We start from the raw sequence: 23,144 nt of genomic DNA on the forward strand, positions 1-23,144 counted from the left end.
TTATTTATGGAGGGCCTGTTGTTATTTTTTAGCCGGTACTTGGTCAATCAAAGGATTGCCGTTCTCATGTTAGATGTCAATACCTTCAAGACAATAAATGAGGATTTTGGTCATAAAAAAGGCGATGAAGTGCTAAGCCATGAAAATTCAAATGAACCGAAATACCGAATAATGGAAAGCGAAAAGACCACTTTAATACAAAAGGATGACCTTAATAGAGTCATCCTAATTTTAATATTCCCTTCAATTTTGTCTCTTCCGACATAGAACTACAAGGTGGTTTTCCTAACAATCTTCGGGTGGTGCTAGGAACCTCATCGCCTTCTTCTACTACCGGAAGAAGATCTTGACGAGAAAACATTACAGACAATTGCGTCTCTGTCACTTGAACATCGCCTTTAACAGGTTTGACAGCACCATTCAGTTGAATGGATTCCACATCAATGTCTTCAAGCACAAAACCTTTTGGCAACTCAATCCGAACCGTAGCAACAGATTTATTGTTCCCCTTCGAATTTTGAACTCCCTTTAAATCCAATACATGTGGGTTGAAACGGGACGGTTCTTGTACTTCCCTAACAATATTCAAGAAGAGCTGTTAAAAACCTCTCATGTAACATACTATCGTAAGGGGCCAGGGGCTGTGTCAATGTTATTAACTTTATAAATTCACGCTTTTTTCTGGCATCCTATTATATAGAGTCGTCTCTTTCTAGAGGAAGCACGAGAACCGTCTGCTTCCAATCACATTTTATCAATCACCGTACTAAAGTGAATCGTTATAAATGAATACCCCCGCCAAGCTATAAAACTCAACGGGCTTCATCATATTGACTCCTTATTTCTTCTTATAATAATCCAAATACACTCTACTTTTACACCCCATCTCCATACACGATGAACTTGATGTGAGGGATGGTTCTTTGGGAAGCTTGAGAACCGTCCCCATGCTTCCCGGGTGCAGTTCAAAAAGGCAGCGGTTTTTTAGCGTACTACAACCTCACTCCGATGTTTCCAAGGACGCCTGGACAGCCGGACTTAATTCCACGTGAGGATAGTTGATTTGTTCATCAAATTCTACCCAGTCGAGATTTGCCATCAGTAGCAGGTAGCGTTTCCCGCTGGACGGATCGCTGATAATGATGTGGTCACGGCCAGCTGTTTCTACGCGCCCCCGATAAACCATTGCATTCCACCTGTCGTTACCTTGGTAAGTAAAGTAGAATGTACCAATCTTGCCTTTATTGAAACGCAGGATATTTTCAATAAATGATTCTTCCACCACGCCTGTCGGAAATTGCTGCCCAGTCCCCATAGGAACCACTGGCACAGAATACGTGGGCCCAGAAGGCATACCCATAGGGAAGTCACCTGGTTGTTGTGCGGTATGACCCTGCATTTTCGAAGGAGGATAGTAACCGGAAAAAGAATTTTCATTTGTTGGATAATAGCGAGATTCTCCAAATGTCATGTGAAGCTCAGCTCCTAATTTTTATTTTAGCGATAAAACTCTGGGCAATAGCCCGGTACAGCGACATAAAAACAATGATTTTTGTGCGCAAAGTCAAACTGTGTCATGGGGGATCTTGGCATCGTGGGGGTACAAGGATCTCGGTAGGACTGTCCTGGACTTGGGTTAAAAAACCACAAGTTCATTTTGGCCCGAGGTTCCCTGTAACCATTTAGCAAATCCCGGGCCCTCTGGAGGTCAGCTTCGTCGGGACGCTGTGTATACAAAGTTCCGTTTAAGACGGGCTCGAAATGAGGGATTCCAGTTCCAGGGATAGTTTGATAAATGGCATGCCTGATATTACGCAAATTTTTGAAGTCCGGTTCACAGTCTGCCTCCACCCGATTGGCCACAACCGTTCCTACCATGCTCATCCCTTGGGCTCCTTCACCTATCGATTCCGACAGCATGAGCCTCGCTAACGCATCCACGTCACGGGAAGTATGTTTTATTCGTCTACCCATTTTCTCACCCCCTTCGGCTTATATAAGTAACTTATTGCCTGAAGTGAGTTTTGGTAACTTGCCTATCTGCCCAAACCTTGGAAGTTGCATATTAATAGCGAGGGGACGGACCATTTGCTGCTTTGGGAAGCACAGTATGTGTTGCTCCTGACTTATTAACATAATGGGTTGATTCTATGGAAAAAGCTGATGGGAGAGTAATTAGTGATACAAATGGGGAGCAGGCTGAAGAAGGGCTGGAATACACTCCCCGTGCTTCCGTTTTTACGAAGAGTAATTTTTTTGAAATTCTCCTACCAAAATTAACTTAGCTTTATATAGATATTATGAAGACATACATACGATAGGAGGATCTTCATATGACTCCATTCCGTATGATCCAAACAGGGTTCTGGAAGACCGCAAAAGTGATGGTGGAGATGACACCGGAGGATAAGTTCTTTTTCATGTATCTTCTCACCAATCTGCAAGTGACTCCAATCGGCATCTACCGGATTACGAAAAAACAAGTGGCTTTTGAAACAGTTTCTTCATCGAAGCGGTGCAGCTGTTATTTGAGCGCTTTTTGCACCAGCATGCGCTCATTCGTTACAAGAGTGAAACAAGGGAGCTGGCGATCAAGAACTGGGGCAAGCATAACCTCGGGCGTGGAGGCAAACCAATGCTTGATTGTATAAGGAAGGAACTGGAGGAAGTTAAGGATCGTTCTGTTATTGAGTATGTTTGAATTGCTGTATGGCTGACTTGAGCTTGATCATATATTGATAACTTTATTAAAAACAAGCTATGACTCGCAACCTATTGCACGAAGTAGCTCTCTTATTCTAGAGAAAGCACGAGAACCGTCCCCGCGCTTCCACAACTTTCTAAATATTTAGCATGATGTAAATTTTGTACAATAATACCGCAGTATCTTTTTTTGTCATGACTGCCTTTGGATGCAGCAAGTTATCTTTATCAGAAATTATAAGTTTTAACTCAGCTGCAGACGCCACTTTATTCACAAGGTTAGGAGATACAGCGCCATTATCAGAATAGATATTCAGATTTCCTTCAGGAGGAGTGATATTCTTCTTTAGAGAGTAGGCATCAAGAGCAAGGCTGACCGCATTTTCGCGAGTTAAGAGTTCAGGTCTCTGATCTATATTTTCAAGTCCCAGTTCGTTTGGTTGTAAACCAGTTAATTTTTCTAACATCTCTACATAATCTTTCAAGCGAACCTCTCGTTCTGGTTTGAAATTTTCGCCTACACCAGACATTACTCCTAAAAGAGCCATCTTTTCAATTTGTTCTCTTTCCCAAACTGTTTCGGTATCTTTAAATACTTCTCTCATTTCTTTATGGTATGGAAGTGAGTATTGAGCTAAAGCAGGAATCTTATCATTTATTTCCTCGACAATCATTCTTGCCATTTGCTTAGCACCTGCTTCTTTAAAATGCGTATTGTCATTCGATCCAGTAGGATAATTGGGATTTTCACCTGGCTTTAGCTGCATAAAGATGGAAGCTGTCCCTTCATAGCCAAGTTCGTTATAATACTCCAAACTTTTTGTGTTCAAATCGAGAAGGACCAGATTATTCTCAGCAGCTACCTCTTTCATCGCCTGAGTATAGGCTGGAAAACTATCAACAAAGGCACCAATATCTTTTTTAAACGTACGTCTGTTCATTGAAGTTAAAGCAACTGGGATTGCTCCTCGTTGGATTGCCCCTTTAACGTAATAATTGTTCAGGTATGACTTGTATTCATCAACTGTCACGTATCGATCAGGATAATTAACAGCTTCATCATTGTGAGCAAACTGAATAAAGACATAATCCCCAGGTTTCACATCAACAAGCAAGTCATTCAATCTGCCTTCAGCATAGGCAGTTCTAGTACTTCTCCCCCCCATTGCCCGGTTTTTAATTTTTATTTCTGGCTGAAATAGACGGTCAAGAACTTGTCCCCAGCCAGTCATTGGAGCACGTGCAATTTCATAATTCCTTACAGTTGAGTCACTAATCAAAAAAATGGATGGGTCTTCACCTGCTGTCCGTTTTGGCAATGGAGTAATGGTCAGCTCGGAAAGAGTATTTGGTTCTCCCGTCATCCTAAAATTCATGGAATCATCGATTAAAGCGAACTTAAATGTCAATATATTTTCGCCATCCTGCTGGACCCATGACTTTTTGATTTCTACATTATTGACAAAGACTTTTGTTTTAGCAGTATCCATTGTATGAGGGGCAACCAGAGAAACACTATAATCGTTTACTGGTAAATCGACACGGAATAGAATTTCCGAACCTGAAATTGCATCTTGACTAGTTTGAATTTCAGATGAATTTTCCAATCCATTTCCCGTTTCCGATGAGTAATTTGAGGACTTATCGATTCTGATAAACCCATCTTTTGGATTTTCTCCGAATGAAAATTTGAAACCTTGTTCAATTTCTGCCGCTAGTACCTGGCTTAATGGTGTAGCAGTAGACATGATACTCATAAAGACTATGAGAAAAACAAAAGTTAAACTCCATATTCGTTTCCCTTTTTTCATATTATACTCCTTTCAATTTTCAGGTTTTTATTGGTAGGAACACTCATAAGTTATTCTTGAATCACATGACTATGAAGATACCTAAGCTTCAATTCCTTAATCTCATGTGCGACCAATTTTGCAATTAGTCTAGCTCCATTCTCTTGAAAATGCGTATTATCTTGAACTCCGTCAGGGTAATTTTCATGTTCATCCGCCTCAAGCCATAAAAATACTTTTTTCGTTTCTTCTGGACCAACCTCTTGATACAATGCCTTACTTTTTGTTGTTAAATCAATAACAGGTACATGTAATTCAGCACCAAGCTCCCTCAAAGCCTGCGGGTAATCTCCGAGAGAATCTCTAGCCTGCCCGTCATCTGTAAAACGTCTTCGTTCCACTGACGTTACTAAAACCGGGAGCGCATCTTTTGCATAAGCTCCATCAATATACTGCTTTAAATAGCTTTTATACGTTGTTGAAGGCTCTGTGTACCGGCTTGGGTCATCATTTTTTTGATCGTTATGACCAAATTGAATAAATAGATAATCCCCTTTTTCAATCTGATTCAAAACATCCGTTAGCCTGCCTTCATCAATAAAACTTTTCGAGCTTCGTCCGGATGCAGCATGATTTTTTACAACAATTTTCTGATCAAACATCTCACCAAAAACCTGTCCCCATCCAGCTCTTGGGGCGAAATTGCTTGAATAGTTGGAAGCGGTAGAATCACCGACCACATAGATGGATCTAGTATTTTGGTCGTGATCAGACTTTCCTTTTTCCAATCCGATTGACGCAAAAATAGTCAAAGCACCTAAAGTTAGAAACAAAGGAAATAGAGCGATACATAACAAAGAAAGCTTCTTTTTCATCTGTTTATCCCCTCCTAAAATTAATTAAACCTCCTAAAAATTGAAGCGCTTTCAATAAAAAGAACATTTCTACTCCTTTCCAAAAGAGTATTAAAAATGCATTACTTTCTATGCATTGATAAATTTAACACGAAAGTTTAAGATATTGTTACGGTTTTTTGTCTTATCTTTACATTTACATGTTCAATAAATAAAAATTTTTTTATTCTGTTTCTATTATCTGAGCAAAATCTTATAAAAGTAACCCTTCTTATGAAAGCGGTTTATTATATTTTCTAGTGAGGTGAAGGTAGCTTGATAAGCCCTGTCAACGAAAAGTACAGTATAGAAAACGAAGCCTTCTCGATTCAATATTTAAACTTTTATGGGAAATTCAACATGACGAAAAGTCACCATCATTCTTATTATGAAATTTTTTATTTGCTTGGAGGAGAACGAACCTATTTAATTAATAACATAGAATATAAAGCCCAAAAAGGCGATCTCGTCATCATTAATCCTCATGACCCTCATTATACGACTAGTACAGATGTACCGAATTTTGAACGAATTGTGGTTTATTTTGAGCCGGAATTTATCCTTCCTCAATGCGAGGAACTAGCGGATACCCTTTTCCCTTTAGCTCAAGGCTCCCAGCTCATAAAGTTTCCCTTAAAGGATCAGTTAGCCATCGAGCAAATCATCCGTGAGCTATTTTCGGAATGCAGCCAACAGGAATCAGGATTTGAACCATGTGTGAAATCAACCTTGAGCCTGCTGCTCATCCGAATTTACCGTCTTCTGAATCAAGAGAATCGAGACCTTCATGACCACACACACCCCATGTTTGAAAAAATACAAGAAATAACCTCCTATATTAAAAGACACTACTACGATGATATTAAATTGGAAGACATTGCAAAGGATTTTTACATAAGCCCTTCCTATTTAAGCAGAATCTTTAAAAAGTTGACTGGGTTTGGCTTCCGAGAATATTTAGTGGAGATTCGAATGAACGAGGCTAAAAAACAATTACGAGAGACACAAGAAAAAACATTGACGATTGCTGACAATGTTGGGTTTTCAACGTTATCTCACTTTAATACAACGTTTAAAAAGCTTGTAGGAGTCACTCCGATACAGTATCGGAAAAGATCAGGGGAGCGTTAATTTAACTACTCTAAACATGCAACCTCTGAAATACACTATACCGAACAACGGCGGTATCCAGCTCCAGGCTTACAGGAAGACCTCCGTCTAATGGATAGCTACGTTGTATAATAGAAGGTTTGCTGAATTCTTTTTTTCTAAAGTTCAAGCCTTGACTGAACGAAGTGTTCAAAGGATTGCCGTTCTCATAGATGTAATAACTTCAAGACAAGCAATGACAATTTTGGTAAGGGAAGCGCCGGGACGGTTCCCGCGCTTCATCCTACGCTTTAAAAATAAGATTAGGAGAAACTCCCAAAATCCTCGTTGCTTGCCGTTGCGATCCCCCCTCAATTCTTTTTACTTTTTTCAACAATTCATTTCGCTTCACGTTCGGCAAACTCTTAACTTGCGGTATTTCCAATTATAATAAGATGTAAAGCTAATCCCAATCCGCTTCATTGTAATCCAAAGATCCTCATTCCCCTCCCTTATTACTAGCAAATGAACATGGTTACTCATCAAACACCAACCATACACCGTCATGTTCACCCGCTTTTTATATTTCAAAACCGTATCAAGATACTTTATCCGGTTCTCATCGTCATAAAAAATATCCTGCCCACCAGCCCCCGCCACATAATATGGTATATTCCAGTTTTACTTGACGGTCATAACAACAGGCCCTCCCATTATTTATGGAGGGCCTGTTGTTATTTTTAGTACCGGTAACTTGGTCAAACCGACGAGCTATTATTTCCTACTGTTGATGAGCAAGCTATCGGTTTGAAATAGAGTATTTACCGAACCGATCTTCGGACCAGAAACAATAATTATGATTGTAGTAATCAGGGAAAAATCGCGACCCTTGTCCATAAGGGTACCCATGATGTGGAGCCAAGTTTGGAAACTATTCAACTAATCAGACAATTATTCTAGTTTAGTGTCGGCACTGCCTATAGGAATGGGTTTTGGGACAAGGAATCATTCCCTTTGCGCCTACTTCTTCACTTTGATCTCAATCGATGCCTGGTTTGCATAGGATCCCAATAAATCTTCAAGATCGGAAAGACTGATAGGACCGTCAACGGTTTGAATGTAGATACGCTTATCCTCAATTGATTCAACTGTACCATAAATATCATCTTCAAATTGAAGCTTGTTCATACTAATATAGTAATCAATCTTTTGATTGGCAGCTCTTTTGTAAAAGTACTCTGGATCGAACTTCCTGCGAAATACGTGTCTTTCTCTGCTGCCTCAAGCATTTCTTCATGCTGAGGATGGTCGGGATTCATGACTATTTTCAAAAATGCATCATACCTTTCAACTGAGCGAATAAATTCCGGTGGGCGACTCCACTGCCCATCATTACATGGAGATAACACAGAGACTTTACCAACTATTTCTTGATTTGCTACTGCGTCAACAGCATGGTGTAACTGCTAGACTAAAGCTGCGGAAAAACGTTCGATTGCATGATTATCGGCTTGCCTTTGCGGTTAAAACTCATCGTAATCCCGCTTTCCATTAACAACCTATGATAGGCATTAGAAGTAAATTGATTTCCATTATCACAATTCATGATTTTAGGATTGCCATATTCAATGATTGCTTGCTCAATTGTCTCAATGACATTATGTAAATGCAGCGTCGGCTCTAATTGCCAACCAACGACATAACGACTATACCAGTCGATAATCGCAACTTAATAACAAAAACAATCGATCATTCCAATATATGAGATATTAATGCTCCAGACATGATTCGGATGATCAATCGTTAAACCTTGTAATAGATAACCGTGTGCATCTCTACATATTGCTTTACCGGAATCTTTATTTTCATCTTCTCCATCAAACTACTTGTTCGCTTTAGACCGTTCTTAATATTGTAGCGCTTTCGAAGGCGGCCATTTATTAACCGAACCCCAAAACCTGGGAAATTTGTATGAATCTCATCAATACAATTCATAAGAAGAACATCATCCAAAGAAGGTTCCTTGGATGATGTATAATAAGAAGACTGAGAAATTTGGAGTACATCGCATTGACGACTAATCGATAGTTTCGGATAATTTGGCTCTATTAAACTCTTACGATCCTTCACCCGCATTCCTCTCACAATCGTGCTTTGCAAATGATAACTCCATTTCTTTCTTATTCAACTGGTCTAGTAATCGACTATTCTCCTTCTGCAACTCCTGTACTCTAAGATCTCCAGTTGTTTCCTTAAATAAGACTAACGGCAACCTACCCAAAGCTTCCTCTTTCCACTTCCGTAACGTTACATAATTAATCCCATACTTTTCTCTAATACTTACCATCGTTTTATTACTACTAAAAAGGTCTAAAATGACCGTTTCTTTAAATTCAGGAGAATATTTTTTATGATTTTTCATGGCTCAAACTATAGCATAATCTGTAATTTTTTGTCCATGTTTTTGGGTACGGTATGTTAGCGGGTGATTATTTGTACTACTAATCTCTACTAAATAAATCTCTTGTGTATACTTTATCCTCTACTTCACGTAAGTCATCTGATAAGCGATTAGCCACAATAACATCACTAATCTTCTTAAATTCTTCAAAATCATTTACTACTCTTGAATTATAAAACTATCCTCGCTTAAAGCTGGCTCATAAACAACGACTTCAATACCCTTTGCTTTTATACGTTTCATAACCCCTTGAATAGCAGATTGCCTAAAGTTGTCCGAATCCATTTTCATTGTCAGTCGATAAATTCCTACAATCTTAGGGTTTCGTTTAATAATCATTTCTGCTATATGATCTTTTCTTGTTCTGTTAGCATCTACAATTGCTGCCATAATATTATTTGGAACATCAGCATAGTTAGCAAGTAGCTGCTTTGTGTCCTTTGGCAAACAGTAACCTCCATAACCAAACGATGGATTGTTATAGTGGTTCCCAATTCGGGGATCAAGTCCTACACCTTCAATTATTTGCTGTGCATTTAATCCCCTAACCTCTGCATACGAATCGAGCTCATTAAAGAAAGCAACCCTCATTGCTAAGTATGTGTTAGCAAATAGCTTTATAGCTTCTGCTTCGGTTGAATTAGTATACAAGACATCAATATCTTCTTTTAGAGCACCTTGCACTAATAAATCTGCAAAAACCTTAGCTCTTTTAGACTGCTCGCCTACAATGATCCGAGAAGGATATAGATTATCATATAAAGCCTTACCTTCTCTTAGAAATTCTGGCGAGAATATAATATTGTTAGTTTCGAAGTTTTTACGAACTTTCTCTGTATAACCTACTGGAACAGTTGATTTGATGACCATTACTGCATCTGGGTTAATGGATAAAACATTGGCAATGACCGCTTCTACTGTTCTAGTATTGAAGTAATTTTTTCCGGATCATAGTTTGTTGGAGTAGAAATAATTACATATTCTGCATCTTTAAAAGCTATATAATTATCAGTTGTTGCAGTTAAATTTAATTCTTTAGTTACTAAATACTCTTCAATCTCATTATCAAAAATCGGAGATTTTTTATTATTAATCATATCTACTTTCTCTTGAATAATATCTAGTGCTATAACTTCATTATGTTGGGATAACAATACAGCATTAGATAATCCCACATATCCTGTTCCAGCAATTGTAATTTTCATTTTTTCACATCCTTACTCTATAATGTAAGCTAACAGTCATTAACACTCTCATATTGTACTTCTATATTTACTATTTTATATTTTAATTTTTAGCTCGATCATCAGAACTATTAGCGCTCTATTTCATTTACTATTTTATTATTTTTTGTTGTTCTAAAATGGGTAAGAAAAATAAAGATTAAAACCCATAATATACCGTGAGTTAAAAATGCAGTAAATATAGACGCATCTAACAATGCATATAATGGCATAAAACATATACTAATGTTTACTGCATGTTTAGAGTCTTTTGTAAAGCTATCTAACGTGATAAGTGTAAAGGATAAAATAACCGTCACCAAAATCATACCCAAAATTCCAAAATTAGCATAACCATCTGCCATAAAATTAGTATTCGCACTCATATTTGGAGAATTGTAATATATTCCTCCTATTATATAAACGATACTCGTATCATACACTTCCGTTAAATTAAAAATCCTTCCAATTAAATTTTGAGAAAAACTTAAATAATTACTATTTACAAAGAAGTCATAATACGAAAATTGTATATCCGCTGGGGTAAAATGTGTTCTTCTCGGAGAAAATGTAATCAGATAGTGAAAATTGAAAATTATATATAATAGACTTGCAATGATGAAATAAAAAACCTGAAAATTTATTAGATAAAAATAATACTTACCTTTTGTAACTATAAGGTAAATAATAAAAACTAATAACAGCGAAAACAATATTGTTTTTTGAGGAAAAAACATAAATATTACTAATTGCAATAATACAAAAGATAACGATTTTAGATATTTTTTCTCAAAAATGCTTAATATGAAACACCCTGGTATTATCGCTCTATTTACAATACCAAAGTAATAACCTAATATCCCTGAAAATTCAATATCCCCTCTAATTGCATAATTTAAATTTAAATTAAAAGCTAATATACTTGGTCTATATCCTGAAGTATATAAATATACTATTAACCCGAAAATGATAATATAGCAGGCTGAGTCAAATAATTTTGAATTTATTTTGAAAGATTTGACCTTGAATTTTATATTCATTTTTACAATAAATAATAATATATAAAAACTAAAAATTGAAGCTACTAAATAACCAGATGAATTAGACTCTAAAGCATATAAACTTGCAAGAGGTATAACAGAGACCAAATAATAAAAGAATAAATAATAACTAGATGGCTTCCGTAATAATGGCAATAGATAAATTGTAATAACCACTATTATTGTACCTATTATATATTTTGGAATACTAAAATCCATAGAGAAACCTATATATATTGGATTTTCCACTATAAGGAAACTATAAATAAGCTCGAGGATTGTTTTATAAAATAGAATAATAATTAATAATTTAGTTCTACTTATATTCATTAGGATAATTACTTCCTTTTTCTCAAGACTTGTTCACTAACAGGAGTATTAAAAAATTCTTTATTCTTTAACATTTGGTCTATACCCATTTTCCACCATTGTGAATTTTCTAGATAATGTATTTCTTCATTTGTAAATCTCATTCTAATTAATCTAGCCGGATTTCCAGCATAAATACTATATGGGGGAACATTTTTGGTAACTACACTTCCAGCACCTATAATTGCTCCTCTACCAATCTTAACTCCAGAGAGAATAACAGAATTTGAGCCAACCCATACATCTTCTTCAATAATTATTTTACCCTTTGTGTTAATATCAGATTTTATATTCTCGTTGAATATATTTTTCATAATAAAGTAACTAGATGGATTTTGGTAATTATGGTACTCCTCCTGAATAACCACATTTGAAGCTATCGACGTAAAACTGCCTATTGAAATTCCATTTAATTTACCACTTAACCTTGTACCCGGCCCATTGATAGAAACAAATCTTTCAATTTCAACCTCTCCTACAACAACTGAAGAAGTTATCCTACAACCGTCTCCCATTCTTAAATCACCAATAATACTTCTTTGAATAGTGCTAGGAAATTTTTTACTACATTTGTTTAATCTCAGAGTTTTTATTGAAGATAACGCAATTGTTGTGTTGGAATCAACTTTTATATTTTTACCAAGAAAAATTAATTTAATTATTAAAGGAGTAATAATTTTTTTTAATATGCTTTTCATAATTTATCCTCTTTATCAGAATTACATAGTATTTCTACAGAATAATTGGCTACTTTACTATTAATACTATATTTTTTATTGGCAAAATAATGTTTAACATATTTAAAAAATCCGTCACTATACCAGTTCATAGGATGAGTATAATATTCTAATATTTTATAAATATCCCTCACCATACCAATACTGCTCAAATAAACTTTACCTTTCTTTTTAAACATCGAAAGAGTACTTCGATTTGAGTTATTCAGTTCTTTAATAAATTTATTAGAGTACTTAATATAATAATTTCTATCTAGTTTATTCTTATAACACGTCATATTCCATAATTTCATTATATCGAAATCCCATAAAGGTATATCCCAATCAAAACCAAAATACTCATAAACTCTCACGGAGTTTACAATAAATTTTGACTGTCTTTCTTTCCAATCCCAATATTCAATAAGTTCAGCATATTGTTCTGGACTTAGAGTTTTTGAGTTAACATTTAATGAACTTATAATTTGTTTTTTTAAATCATCAATACCTTCTATATCATTTAAATAAAAGTGTTTATAAATTATATAATTTATAAGGATATTAAAATCATACTTATTAAAATCGAATAAATTTTTTGGTATATGAGTGCCCGCAACAAAATCACCCGAATGTCCAGGACAAAACAACACATCTTTAGGGATAATATTATTATTGACCATCTCTTTAACAGCCATAAAGTCTAATACATGTGGTAAACCAGCTTTGTTTAAACTAAATTTAGTGAAGTCATTAAAATCTTCACTTAAAAATAGTGCTTTCCACATTTTCTTATCATACTCTATAAAATGCCATTCAAAATTATATTTTTCCGCAATTTTCTTAGATATAACTGCTTCTTTATTCCCCTTTTTTCCGAATGTGTAACATAATACGTTTGTATACTTATATTCATGTAACTTTTTTACTATTAATCTAGAGTCTTCACCAGCACTCAATGGTACGCATATTTTTTTTCCATCTGCCTTTTCAATAAGCCTCTTAATACAATTATTATAAATATTATCTAACTCTTCTAATGAAAATGTTTCCGATCCTGATTTTTTGTATGCATAATACTGCTTAATATTATAAGATTTTTCCACCTTATCAATAACCAAATAATTCCCTGATTCTATCTGGTTTATACCATTAACAAACGTATTGGAATTAAGGAAAATTCCTGACGATTTAAATAATTGAATAGAGCTCATATTTAAATCATTGTTACCACTAATTAATTGGTTAATACTATCAGAGTACTCTATTTTCTGCTCAACAGATCGGTAAAATAACGGTCTACTTCTTACACGATCTACTATTAGTAGCTCAAAATTTTCACATATAATTACAATACAAAAACTCCCCTTTAATTTCTCTAATATAGGAAGAAATTTACTATGTTTGAAGTAATTAAAATCATAATCTTCAAATAAATTCTCTTCTTTTTTACTCAAACCTATACTATAAATAGTATTTCCATATCTATTAATCTTTTTCAAGTGCTTGTCAAGAAACATATCCTCACACCTTTCTTTCTTGTTATAGCTATAAATATTTCTTTTTCATGTAAACAAAATAAGAAATACTATAAAACATGTATGAAATTAAAGAAGCATAGGCTGCTCCTAACATCCCATAATCGGGTATTAATAAAAAATTTAGAATTATATTAATAGAAACCGTGAAAAAGGTTACAAATAAATGGAAATTGTTTTTGTTTTCTGAGTACAAGAAAGAAAAACTAACTTTTGCAAAAGATGCTATCGTATTTGCTATTATTAAAATAATAAATACAGGAACTGCACCTTTAAATTCTTGTCCAAATACTACTGTTATTAAATTTGACATAGCAATAGCAATAGGAACTAATATCAAAAGTAAAATCCCTGAAAATTTTAGATATTTTTTATATCCCTTAATTTTATCTTCGATATTCTTTGAATTTAACATTTGACTGTTTAGTATATTTACTATTCCCAAATGAACAATGAATATTAATTCTGAAAGTGATACTGCCAAACTATAAACTCCTAAATCAGCAAAACCACTAAAATTCTTTATGAATAATTGGTCAATTCTATAGTTCATAAAAACAAAAAATGTAGATAAATAGATAGCTGTTGCAAACTTCACTTGGTTTTTCAATATATTTATACTATTTGTATCTATTTGATAAGAGTTTTTTGATATAACACCCAAATTTTTATACCTAATTAAGATAATTATTGATATTAATATTTTTAAAAAGTAACTCATAAGATAGATAACAATGAAATTTTCTATTTCAAAATTTAGAAAGATTGCTATAATAATAGCAATAGTATTTATTGTATTAGAAGTTAATTCTATAGTATTAACAGTATTAATCCTATTAATACTGACAAATAAATTTTTCAATTCATTAGATAGTGTGAGTGAACATGCGTACAAGATACCTGCGAATAAAATAGACGTGCCCAACTGTATTGATAACAAATCTTGAATAAATTGATTATTCAAAATTAAAAAGTAAAAAGCATATAATATTATCAATAAAGTAAAGTTAGCCTTTATTATCTTCAAGTATATATTCTTATATTTATTGAAAAAATATAATGAAGCATTATTTAATCCAAAGTGCCCGAAATTAAGTATGATATTAAAAATAAGCAAAGTATAGTCAAACTTCCCCTTATCAATAGCCCCATATTCTCTAGAGAGAACTAGACTTAAGAAAAAAAGAAGTAATACTCTAGAAACTTGTGATAAATAACTTAATATTATTCTACTCATTACTTTTACCTTTCATCTTAAATAGAGTTAATGTTACAATAATCTACTTCATTCATTTAAAAGTGCTATATAAAATAAGCTTTCGGAGTTTTTTTATACCCAAAGCACTAATTATTCTTAGATGTATTATTCTTGTAACACTCTAAATAATTCCTAGCAATATCTTTCCACAAAAACAACTTTGCATTATCAATACAATTCGTTGAAATTTCAACATAATTGTTCATTATTTTCTGTACTACATCAACCATCATACTTATATTATTTGGTTCTACCGAATATCCCACTTCCCCATCTTTATAAAAGCCATCTATTGCCTGCCCTCTAGAATAAATTACAGGAATACCTCTAGACATACTTTCAATATATACTAAACCAAAAGTCTCCGTAAAAGAAGGCATTATAAATATATCCGAATTATCTATATATTCCATAATGATTTTCCGATCACTTACATAACCATGAAAAAACACATATTTGTTAATATTTAATTTTACACAAAGTTGTTTACATTGGTCCTCAAGTGGACCATTCCCTAAAACATTTAATTCTGGCTCAAATCCTAAACTTCGTAAATGTGCACAAGTCTTTATTACTGTTTCAAGGTTTTTATTTTTATTTATTAAACCAATAAATAAAAATGATATTTTTTTATTAAATTTCTTTTTTCTATATTCTAATAGTGAGTTCTCATGCCAGAAATTATCAATTCCATTAGGTATTACAACACATTTATCTTTGATTTTTGAAACAATTGACTTCGGCAATGCAGACAGTAACTGTTCTTTGTAGGCATAAGAAATAAAAACCACATAACCAGAGTTTAATAGAACTTTATGCATAAAGGGTCTTAAGTGTAAAGCATACTTGTAAAAATAATTAATATCGGTATTACGCACGTTAACTGCATAGTTAATTTTGTATTTCTTGTAGAGTTTATAAGCTGTACCTCCATCACTAAAAACAGTATGTGCATGAATAAAGTCAATTTTGGTATTTAGCAGTATCTCCCTTTCAATTTCTTTCTTTTGTTTATTAATTTTATTAGAGTAAAAAAACCTATCATATTTGTTAAGGATTTTTTTATAATAATATTTAATATTATTATAATCCGATGATAATTGATTTTTACCAACATAATTATCATCTTTTAAAGGAATAAATATGTGCTGATCTAAACCTTCTTTAGCTAACTCTTTTATTAAATTTTTATATAATTTATTTCCTATATAATACGAACAAATGTGTAATATTTTCATTTCAACATCCCTATATTTTGTATTAGTTATCTAATTACAAACCCCAATATATATAACCACTTGATTCATACTCTTTCCTATTCAATATACTTTTAACATCTATAATTACTTTCTTACCACTTGCATATAAGTCGTTAAAGAAATCTAAACCGTAAGTATCTTTGAACTTTTTATGCGAAACTGCTAAAACAATGCCATTTAAATTAATTAAAGCTTCCTTGTCTACTAAATTTATTCTATATTCATCCCATACTTCTTCTTTATTAGCTACTGGATCATGAACTAACACTTCGACACCAAAGTCTTCTAATTCATTAATAATATCAATTACCTTTGTATTCCGAACATCTGGACAATTTTCTTTAAAAGTAATACCTAGAATAGCCACCTTTGCACCCTTAACAGGTTGGTCTGCTTTTATAAGCTTTTTAATGATATTATTTGCAACATATTTGCCCATATCATCATTTATTTTCCTTCCAGCTAGTATAATTTGTGAGTGATACCCCAATTGTTCTGCTTTATATGTGAAGTAATATGGATCTACACCAATACAGTGTCCTCCCACTAATCCAGGAGTAAACTTAAGGAAATTCCACTTTGTTCCAGCTGCTTCAAGTACAGCTTTCGTATCGATACCCATCTTGTTAAATACCATTGAAAGCTCGTTCATAAAAGCAATATTAATATCTCGCTGAGAGTTTTCGATCACTTTAGATGCTTCTGCTACTTTTATAGATTCAGCTCTGTGAACTCCAGCTTCTATAATTGAACCATATACATTTGAAATTACTTCCAGGGCATCCTGATCTGAACCCGAAACTACTTTAGTTATTTTTGTTAATGTATTAACCTTATCTCCCGGATTTATACGTTCAGGTGAATAACCTACTTTGAAATCTTTTCCGAATTTTAACCCTGATTCCTTTTCAATGATTGGGATACATATCTCCTCTGTTGTGCCCGGATATACTGTTGATTCAAATACTACTATCGAACCTTTTGTAAGGTTTTTTCCTACTGTTTTACTTGCTCCGATTACTGGTGTTAAATCTGGAGTTTTATCACTGTTAATTGGGGTAGGGACAGCTACAATATGGAACTTACAATCTCTTAATCTACTTTCTTCACTCGTAAATTCTAAAGTTGTATTTTTGATTGCTTCATCTCCAACTTCATTCGTTACATCAATACCATTAAGGTATTTGTTCAACTTCTCCTTATTAGTATCAAAACCTAGTACTTCAAACTTTTTTGCTAGTTCGATAGCTAAAGGAAGACCAACATAACCTAGTCCAATTACTGATATTCTTTCCACTTTATCTTTAATATTAGTGAATAAATTCACTCTAAATCACCTCTATAACAATATTATAAGTTAGTTAACATTTTTATTAATTCCAAATTATTAATGATATCTTTAATGGTCTGGAAACGTTCACCTTGTACTCTCTGCCTTCTCCCAAAACGGTTTTGCCTTTCCTGTCAATATATTATAAACTCCGACCCACTGAGCAATTATTGTTACACAGTAATAATAAATTAAAGTTAAATATTTATTATTTGATTTAGTGATTGCCCTCAACAAGGCTAAAAGATAAAAAAGTACTTGTCCAAAAAATGTAACCATATAAAAAGGTGAGTCAGTTATCAATATTGCATTGGATATTAACACAACTAAATGTGATATCCATAGTAAATATCTACATGTCCTGTGACCAAAATAAAAGTACGAAAACCATTGGTACTTATAAATGTTTAATATCCTTACATCAGGTAAAATGTGTTTAAGGATAATTCTATTCATTCTTACTTTACGGCTAAACTCGTCTTCAATAACTTCTCCTGCCTTCTCATAAGCAACGGCATCGTGATTTGCAATTGCTCGTTTTCCTTGAAGTGCATATAATGGCGGCATTGCACTATCATGACATTGAATTGGATTTAAGTCATAATAATCCTTTGTGCTACAAGCGTATAATGCTCCGTTACCAGCTGTTATAGTTTGAATTCTTCCCTCTATTTCACGAATTGCCATATCACTATCCCAATAGCTTGCTTCGGCATTACTCACATCACTTACATCTTGGTTGACAATCTTTAACCTTCCTGAGACATACGCAATGTCATCTGATGTAAATGCTGCCATAAGTTCTTTCACCGAATTTTTATCCATCATAGAATTTGCATCAGTCATAATTAGATATTCAGTTGTAACCGTTTTATGAGCTTCATTTTGGGCATTTGTTTTTCCTTTTCGCTCCCTGACCTCATATAGACGTATATTTTTTTCTGGATGTTCTTTAATAAATTTTTTTACAATTTCATTTGTTTTATCTGTACTATTATCAGATGCTATCAAGAACTCAATCTTGTTTTTGGGATAATCTAATTCAACAATGTTATTAAGTTTCTCTAATATTACTTTTTCTTCATTATGAGCAACTACCATAACTGTTACTGATGGTTTATAAGAATAATCTTTTGCTAACTTTCGGTTCTTATATAAGAATCCGATTAATTTTATAGATATTGGATAACCAACCATTGCCCATACAATAATAAATGCACTTATATAAAATAGTATTTTTGATACTAACTCCATGTGATTTCTCCTTAGAATTTTTACTAACTAATTTACTTTCCTTACTGGAACCCCTATATAGGTTCCGGTTTCAGTTATGTCCCTAACTACAACAGCACCTGCACCAATCTTACAACTGCTTGTAATAGTAACATTATTACTTACCACACTACCAATACCTAACCAAGACTTTTGACCAACTCTCACCATACCAGCTAAATGTGCACCCGGTGATATATGAACGAATTCCTCAATTAAATTATCATGATCTACCGTAGACCCCGTGTTGATGATGCATCCCTTTCCAATTTTGGTACAGCAATTAATCACTACACCGGCCATGATTACTGTTCCAGATGCCACATCAACTTTTTCTCCAAGTACTACATTTGGATGGATTAAAGTAGGTATACTTGCACCTTCTTCTTCTAATTCATTCTGAATCCTTTTTCTGATAGAATTATCACCTATCGCAACAAAAATATCATAGTCGTTTAGAAGATTATAAGCCTCACAAGATTTCCCTATTACCTTTATCCCGATTGACATCTCAATGCTTTCGTCATCATCTAAAAAAGCAATACTCTGCCACTTATTCATTTTTAAAGCGAGATCAGCCACAACCTTGCCGTGGCCACTAGCGCCAATTATAAGAAGTTTCTTTTTCATAATTCCATTCTTTCCTTTTTAGTCCCTTTAAAAGGTTCCATTGTTGCTGCAGTTTCTGAGTTGATACCTTCCCTAACAAACACTTTTTTTATAGTTAGGAGAATAATCTTCCAATCTCTTATAAAACTAACATTCTCTACATATTCCACATCAAGATTAAATTTTTCTTCCCAACTGATTGTATTTCTACCACTAACTTGAGCCAGCCCTGATAATCCCGGTCTAACTTCGTGTCGACGTTTTTGATGATTACTATAAAGAGGTAGATATTGAACCAGTAGAGGCCTAGGCCCAATAATCGACATATCCCCTTTAACAATATTAAAGAGTCCCGGAAGCTCATCTAGTGATGTGGAACGTAGAAACTTACCAAACTTCGTCAACCTTACACTGTCCGACAATAACTCCCCATTCTCATCTCTTTCATCTGTCATCGTTCTAAACTTGTACATCATAAAGACCTTTTCATTTAAACCCGGACGTATCTGTTTAAACAATACCGGACTTCCTAGTTTTGTTCTTGCTAAGATAGCAACTACTAAAAGAACGGGACTAAGTGCTACAATAGCCATTAATGACAATATGAAATCCATCGGTCTTTTTATAAACCTTCTATAAAATCCACCTTTTGAATTACTCATTATTCACACCACAACTTTTTAATAATTTCTACAATTTTCGCTAAGTCAGCATCAGTCATTTTCGTGTCAGAAGGCAAACACACACCATTCTCAAACAACTTCTCCGAAACAGCCGTCCCAACATAATCATACTTCTCAAAGAAAGGCTGCATATGCATTGGCTTCCAAACCGGTCTTGACTCGATATTCTCAGCTTCCAACGCTTTAAATATATCAATTGGTCTCACTTTACCAGTCAACGTCATTGAGCTTAACCAGTAATTCGGTGCATCCCATTCATTACTTGGCATGAACTGAACTCCTTCAAGCCCATCTAGTTCCCTTTTATAAAACTCGAAGATATACCGTTTCTTCTCCACCCTTTGATCTAAAACCTTTAACTGTCCTCTACCAATCCCTGCAACTACATTACTCATACGGTAATTGAATCCTAATTCGCTATGTTGATAGTGCCTTGCCTGATCTCTCGATTGAGTCGCCCAAAATCTAGCCTTAGCAATTCTCTCTTCATTATCAGAAACGAGCATTCCACCACCAGAAGTAGTAATGATTTTATTCCCATTAAAAGAGAAGATGCCATAATTGCCAAATGTTCCTGTGTGCCTACCTTTATAGTAAGTGCCCAGAGATTCGGCTGCATCTTCTATTAATACAACATTATGTTTCTTACAAAGTTCTACGATTCTATCCATATCAGCAGACAAACCATAAAGATGTACAACGATTACTGCCTTAACCTTAGGATACTTTTGGAATGCTTCTTCTAATGCTTCAGGACACATATTCCATGTTTTATAATCACTATCAATAAAAACGGGAACAGCATTTTGATAGATAATTGGATTAGCTGTAGCAGAGAATGTAAGTGTTGGACAGAATACGATATCCCCTTCACCAACTCCAGCTGCTCTTAGGGCTAAATGAATAGCTGCCGTTCCAGAAGAAAGTGCTGCTGCTGCTTTAGAACCAACCTTTTCTGCCAGTTCCTTTTCAAATCCATTTACGTTTTCTCCAAGTGGAGCAATCCAGTTGGTATCAAAAGCTTCCTTTACATATTCCATTTCATAACCTTCATCACTCATATGCGGTGATGAAAGAAAAATTCTCTCGTTCACTTTTGTTGTCTCCATCTATAGACTTCCTTCCATCGTTAAGTTAATATTTTAGTAGATTAGGACTTACTTGGAATCTTCAAAACTATTACTCCAACCAACTTCTAAACCACTAAAATCGTTATCTACTTCTGATAGCCACCTCGTAATATCTATTCAATTTACCAAGCAAATACCGATTAGATATTCACTACCAAACCACCCTAACCCGAGTTTCTTCCTATTATATATACCATTCAATCAATCTATAAACCTCACTAAAAACGCCTCAAACCCTTATCCCGCAAGGTTTCTAGCGTTCCATCTAAATTCGATAGTCAGTTCTCCTACAACATTCAATCAATAAAAACAAATCCACTTACCCCCCACACCATCACATTCCACCAAACTAAATGTTAAACTCCAAATAGAAACAACCCACACTACTTCTTGCGTATATCTAGGCCTACGCTTTCCATAATAGAACAGGCTTTAGGTGTCTTCTTTTAAAGAAAAGGAACATCATTATCATTATTTTCATCATTTATTGGAAGGGTACTACATTGAACTTTCCCATCGATATAAGCTATTTCACATTCCCTTTGGCAAAGGTCTCCTTCAAAATTCTGTAAAAACCGAGTGAACCGTAAATCTGAGTGTTCTACATTTTCTAAAGTTAAATAGGCTTTATAACCTCTGTCTAGCTCTAACAGGTTTGCGTTACATACTTCTACTTTAGCCTTTTCTGTTAATCCAGTTAATGTAGGAATTACAATGGCTGCTAGTATTCCTAATATTGTTATAGTTACAAGTAGTTCGACTAAAGTTATTCCTTTAGAATTTAGTAACTTCCCTTTGGCTATAACTAACGTCTTAACACAGCTCATCTTACCATACCTTTTAGCTAGTTCGATAAGCAGGCGATTACTTCACCGCCTGCCTATGCTTATCCATCGCTCCTTCAAGATAAACCAGCAATTCCCCTCTCAACTCTGGATTCTGCAAAGCAAACTCAATTGACGTCTTCACAAACCCCAACTTCTCTCCAACATCATAACGCTCGCCTTCATAAGCATAAGCAAAGACCCGCTGAATCTCATTCAATCTTTGAATTGCATCCGTAAGCTGAATCTCTCCACCAGCCCCTACTTCTTGCTGCTCAAGAAACGTGAAAATCTCCGGAGTTAAAATATAACGCCCCATAATAGCTAAATTAGAAGGAGCTGTCCCTTGTGCTGGCTTTTCAACGAATTGATTAACGCTATAGCGTCTTCCTTCTCTTGTAATTGGGTCGACAATTCCGTAACGATGCGTTTCTTCGTCAGGTACGGACATGACACCGACCACAGACGACAATGTTTCATTGTATTGCTCCATCAATTGTTGCAAACAAGGCTTTTCTGCTTGAACGATATCATCACCTAGTAATACAGCAAATGGCTCGTCTCCAATAAATTTACGTGCACACCAGACCGCATGTCCTAAACCCTTAGGTTCCTTTTGACGAATATAATGAATATCAACCATATTTGTTGAGTATTGCACTTTTTCTAGTAATTCCGTCTTCCCTTTATCGAATAAGTTTTTTTCTAATTCAAATGCATGGTCAAAATGATCTTCAATCGCGCGTTTTCCTTTGCCTGTGACAATGATAATATCTTCAATACCTGATTGGACCGCTTCTTCGACGATATATTGAATCGTTGGTTTATCAACGATTGGTAGCATTTCTTTTGGCATAGCCTTTGTCGCTGGAAGAAATCTCGTTCCAAGTCCTGCTGCTGGTATAATCGCTTTTTTTATCTTTTTCATCCATGACCCTCCTTAGAAAACCCTATCGCTTT

Annotated in this window: 27 protein-coding genes and 1 pseudogene; 4 read left to right on the forward strand and 24 right to left on the reverse strand. The window is 34.4% G+C overall.

Annotated elements, in window-relative coordinates:
* Nucleotides 1–6: 6 nt before the first annotated feature.
* The gene (locus CEF19_RS24220) at nucleotides 7–267 is read left to right on the forward strand and encodes a diguanylate cyclase domain-containing protein (RefSeq protein ID WP_100405620.1); all 261 of its coding nucleotides are present in this window, start codon (nucleotides 7–9) and stop codon (nucleotides 265–267) included.
* Here CEF19_RS24220 and CEF19_RS08075 read toward each other — a convergent pair.
* The 3 genes from CEF19_RS08075 to CEF19_RS08085 form a co-directional block, all read right to left on the reverse strand.
* Nucleotides 221–589 carry a hypothetical protein gene (locus tag CEF19_RS08075; RefSeq protein WP_100405621.1) on the reverse strand — a complete coding sequence of 123 codons (369 nt, stop codon included), beginning with the start codon at nucleotides 587–589 and terminating at the stop codon, nucleotides 221–223. The genes CEF19_RS24220 and CEF19_RS08075 overlap by 47 nt on opposite strands.
* Nucleotides 590–1,000: 411 nt before the next feature.
* Nucleotides 1,001–1,471 (reverse strand): spore coat protein GerQ, encoded by a 471-nt coding sequence (gene gerQ / locus CEF19_RS08080; protein WP_100405622.1) that lies wholly within the window; start codon nucleotides 1,469–1,471, stop codon nucleotides 1,001–1,003.
* 26 nt (nucleotides 1,472–1,497) lie between these two features.
* Complete coding sequence (locus CEF19_RS08085; protein WP_100405623.1) at nucleotides 1,498–1,974, reverse strand: cell wall hydrolase; 477 nt, start codon at nucleotides 1,972–1,974, stop codon at nucleotides 1,498–1,500.
* A gap of 176 nt (nucleotides 1,975–2,150) precedes the next feature.
* Here CEF19_RS08085 and CEF19_RS23955 point away from each other — a divergent pair, with 176 nt between their 5' ends.
* Entirely contained in the window at nucleotides 2,151–2,285 is a 135-nt protein-coding gene (locus CEF19_RS23955) for a hypothetical protein (protein WP_264755129.1), read from the forward strand.
* Between the two features lie 48 nt (nucleotides 2,286–2,333).
* Nucleotides 2,334–2,651 carry a hypothetical protein gene (locus CEF19_RS08090; protein WP_227521951.1) on the forward strand — a complete coding sequence of 106 codons (318 nt, stop codon included), beginning with the start codon at nucleotides 2,334–2,336 and terminating at the stop codon, nucleotides 2,649–2,651.
* Between the two features lie 189 nt (nucleotides 2,652–2,840).
* Here the strand turns inward: CEF19_RS08090 and CEF19_RS08095 are convergent, their stop codons facing one another.
* Together CEF19_RS08095 and CEF19_RS08100 are read right to left on the reverse strand one after the other, a co-directional pair.
* Nucleotides 2,841–4,514 (reverse strand): rhamnogalacturonan acetylesterase, encoded by a 1,674-nt coding sequence (locus CEF19_RS08095; RefSeq protein WP_100405624.1) that lies wholly within the window; start codon nucleotides 4,512–4,514, stop codon nucleotides 2,841–2,843.
* 50 nt (nucleotides 4,515–4,564) lie between these two features.
* Nucleotides 4,565–5,368, reverse strand: a complete 804-nt coding sequence (locus tag CEF19_RS08100) for a rhamnogalacturonan acetylesterase (protein ID WP_100405625.1) — start codon at nucleotides 5,366–5,368, stop codon at nucleotides 4,565–4,567.
* A 294-nt stretch (nucleotides 5,369–5,662) separates the two neighbouring features.
* Here CEF19_RS08100 and CEF19_RS08105 point away from each other — a divergent pair, with 294 nt between their 5' ends.
* The gene (locus tag CEF19_RS08105; protein ID WP_227521952.1) at nucleotides 5,663–6,517 is read left to right on the forward strand and encodes an AraC family transcriptional regulator; all 855 of its coding nucleotides are present in this window, start codon (nucleotides 5,663–5,665) and stop codon (nucleotides 6,515–6,517) included.
* Between the two features lie 366 nt (nucleotides 6,518–6,883).
* Here the strand turns inward: CEF19_RS08105 and CEF19_RS24225 are convergent, their stop codons facing one another.
* The 19 genes and pseudogenes from CEF19_RS24225 to galU all read right to left on the reverse strand — a co-directional run bounded on the left by CEF19_RS24225 (nucleotide 6,884) and on the right by galU (nucleotide 23,112).
* A complete protein-coding gene (locus CEF19_RS24225; protein WP_406565347.1) occupies nucleotides 6,884–7,042 on the reverse strand; it encodes a hypothetical protein in 159 nt (52 codons plus the stop codon).
* 453 nt (nucleotides 7,043–7,495) lie between these two features.
* Nucleotides 7,496–7,663 (reverse strand): hypothetical protein, encoded by a 168-nt coding sequence (locus CEF19_RS23100; RefSeq protein ID WP_157800911.1) that lies wholly within the window; start codon nucleotides 7,661–7,663, stop codon nucleotides 7,496–7,498.
* Complete coding sequence (locus tag CEF19_RS08115) at nucleotides 7,660–7,884, reverse strand: IS1096 element passenger TnpR family protein (protein ID WP_100405626.1); 225 nt, start codon at nucleotides 7,882–7,884, stop codon at nucleotides 7,660–7,662. The genes CEF19_RS23100 and CEF19_RS08115 overlap by 4 nt, the downstream gene beginning before the upstream one ends.
* Nucleotides 7,885–7,946: 62 nt before the next feature.
* The gene (locus CEF19_RS24230; RefSeq protein WP_100405627.1) at nucleotides 7,947–8,198 is read right to left on the reverse strand and encodes a DDE-type integrase/transposase/recombinase; all 252 of its coding nucleotides are present in this window, start codon (nucleotides 8,196–8,198) and stop codon (nucleotides 7,947–7,949) included.
* A gap of 80 nt (nucleotides 8,199–8,278) precedes the next feature.
* Nucleotides 8,279–8,605, reverse strand: a complete 327-nt coding sequence (locus tag CEF19_RS08125; RefSeq protein WP_100405628.1) for a hypothetical protein — start codon at nucleotides 8,603–8,605, stop codon at nucleotides 8,279–8,281.
* A complete protein-coding gene (locus CEF19_RS08130; RefSeq protein WP_100405629.1) occupies nucleotides 8,592–8,897 on the reverse strand; it encodes a transposase in 306 nt (101 codons plus the stop codon). The genes CEF19_RS08125 and CEF19_RS08130 overlap by 14 nt, the downstream gene beginning before the upstream one ends.
* 79 nt (nucleotides 8,898–8,976) lie before the next feature.
* Nucleotides 8,977–10,141 (reverse strand): annotated as a pseudogene (locus tag CEF19_RS08135) (nucleotide sugar dehydrogenase).
* A gap of 110 nt (nucleotides 10,142–10,251) precedes the next feature.
* Nucleotides 10,252–11,529: an O-antigen polymerase gene (locus tag CEF19_RS08140; protein WP_100405630.1), complete on the reverse strand. Its 1,278-nt coding sequence runs from the start codon at nucleotides 11,527–11,529 to the stop codon at nucleotides 10,252–10,254.
* A gap of 8 nt (nucleotides 11,530–11,537) precedes the next feature.
* Nucleotides 11,538–12,266: a CatB-related O-acetyltransferase gene (locus tag CEF19_RS08145; RefSeq protein WP_100405631.1), complete on the reverse strand. Its 729-nt coding sequence runs from the start codon at nucleotides 12,264–12,266 to the stop codon at nucleotides 11,538–11,540.
* On the reverse strand, nucleotides 12,263–13,801 hold the full coding sequence (locus tag CEF19_RS08150) for an asparagine synthetase B family protein (protein ID WP_100405632.1): 1,539 nt from the start codon (nucleotides 13,799–13,801) through the stop codon (nucleotides 12,263–12,265). The genes CEF19_RS08145 and CEF19_RS08150 overlap by 4 nt, the downstream gene beginning before the upstream one ends.
* A 28-nt stretch (nucleotides 13,802–13,829) precedes the next feature.
* Nucleotides 13,830–15,056: an MATE family efflux transporter gene (locus tag CEF19_RS08155; RefSeq protein WP_100405633.1), complete on the reverse strand. Its 1,227-nt coding sequence runs from the start codon at nucleotides 15,054–15,056 to the stop codon at nucleotides 13,830–13,832.
* A gap of 107 nt (nucleotides 15,057–15,163) precedes the next feature.
* Nucleotides 15,164–16,315 carry a glycosyltransferase family 4 protein gene (locus CEF19_RS08160; RefSeq protein ID WP_100405634.1) on the reverse strand — a complete coding sequence of 384 codons (1,152 nt, stop codon included), beginning with the start codon at nucleotides 16,313–16,315 and terminating at the stop codon, nucleotides 15,164–15,166.
* Between the two features lie 34 nt (nucleotides 16,316–16,349).
* Nucleotides 16,350–17,663, reverse strand: coding sequence for a nucleotide sugar dehydrogenase (locus CEF19_RS08165; RefSeq protein ID WP_100405635.1), 1,314 nt, complete (start codon nucleotides 17,661–17,663; stop codon nucleotides 16,350–16,352).
* A 90-nt stretch (nucleotides 17,664–17,753) separates the two neighbouring features.
* Nucleotides 17,754–18,920: a glycosyltransferase family 2 protein gene (locus CEF19_RS08170; RefSeq protein WP_100405636.1), complete on the reverse strand. Its 1,167-nt coding sequence runs from the start codon at nucleotides 18,918–18,920 to the stop codon at nucleotides 17,754–17,756.
* Between the two features lie 27 nt (nucleotides 18,921–18,947).
* A complete protein-coding gene (locus CEF19_RS08175; RefSeq protein ID WP_100405637.1) occupies nucleotides 18,948–19,568 on the reverse strand; it encodes an acetyltransferase in 621 nt (206 codons plus the stop codon).
* Nucleotides 19,565–20,209: a sugar transferase gene (locus tag CEF19_RS08180; protein ID WP_100405638.1), complete on the reverse strand. Its 645-nt coding sequence runs from the start codon at nucleotides 20,207–20,209 to the stop codon at nucleotides 19,565–19,567. Before CEF19_RS08180 ends, CEF19_RS08175 begins: the two co-directional genes overlap by 4 nt.
* Nucleotides 20,209–21,324 (reverse strand): DegT/DnrJ/EryC1/StrS family aminotransferase, encoded by a 1,116-nt coding sequence (locus tag CEF19_RS08185; protein WP_100408248.1) that lies wholly within the window; start codon nucleotides 21,322–21,324, stop codon nucleotides 20,209–20,211. Before CEF19_RS08185 ends, CEF19_RS08180 begins: the two co-directional genes overlap by 1 nt.
* 482 nt (nucleotides 21,325–21,806) lie before the next feature.
* Complete coding sequence (locus tag CEF19_RS08190; protein ID WP_100405639.1) at nucleotides 21,807–22,187, reverse strand: type II secretion system protein; 381 nt, start codon at nucleotides 22,185–22,187, stop codon at nucleotides 21,807–21,809.
* Between the two features lie 37 nt (nucleotides 22,188–22,224).
* On the reverse strand, nucleotides 22,225–23,112 hold the full coding sequence (galU, locus tag CEF19_RS08195; protein WP_100405640.1) for a UTP--glucose-1-phosphate uridylyltransferase GalU: 888 nt from the start codon (nucleotides 23,110–23,112) through the stop codon (nucleotides 22,225–22,227).
* Nucleotides 23,113–23,144 lie beyond the last annotated feature (32 nt).

The organism is Bacillus solitudinis (assembly GCF_002797395.1).
In the GTDB taxonomy this organism is placed as follows: Bacteria; Bacillota; Bacilli; order Bacillales; family Bacillaceae_D; genus Halalkalibacter_A; species Halalkalibacter_A solitudinis.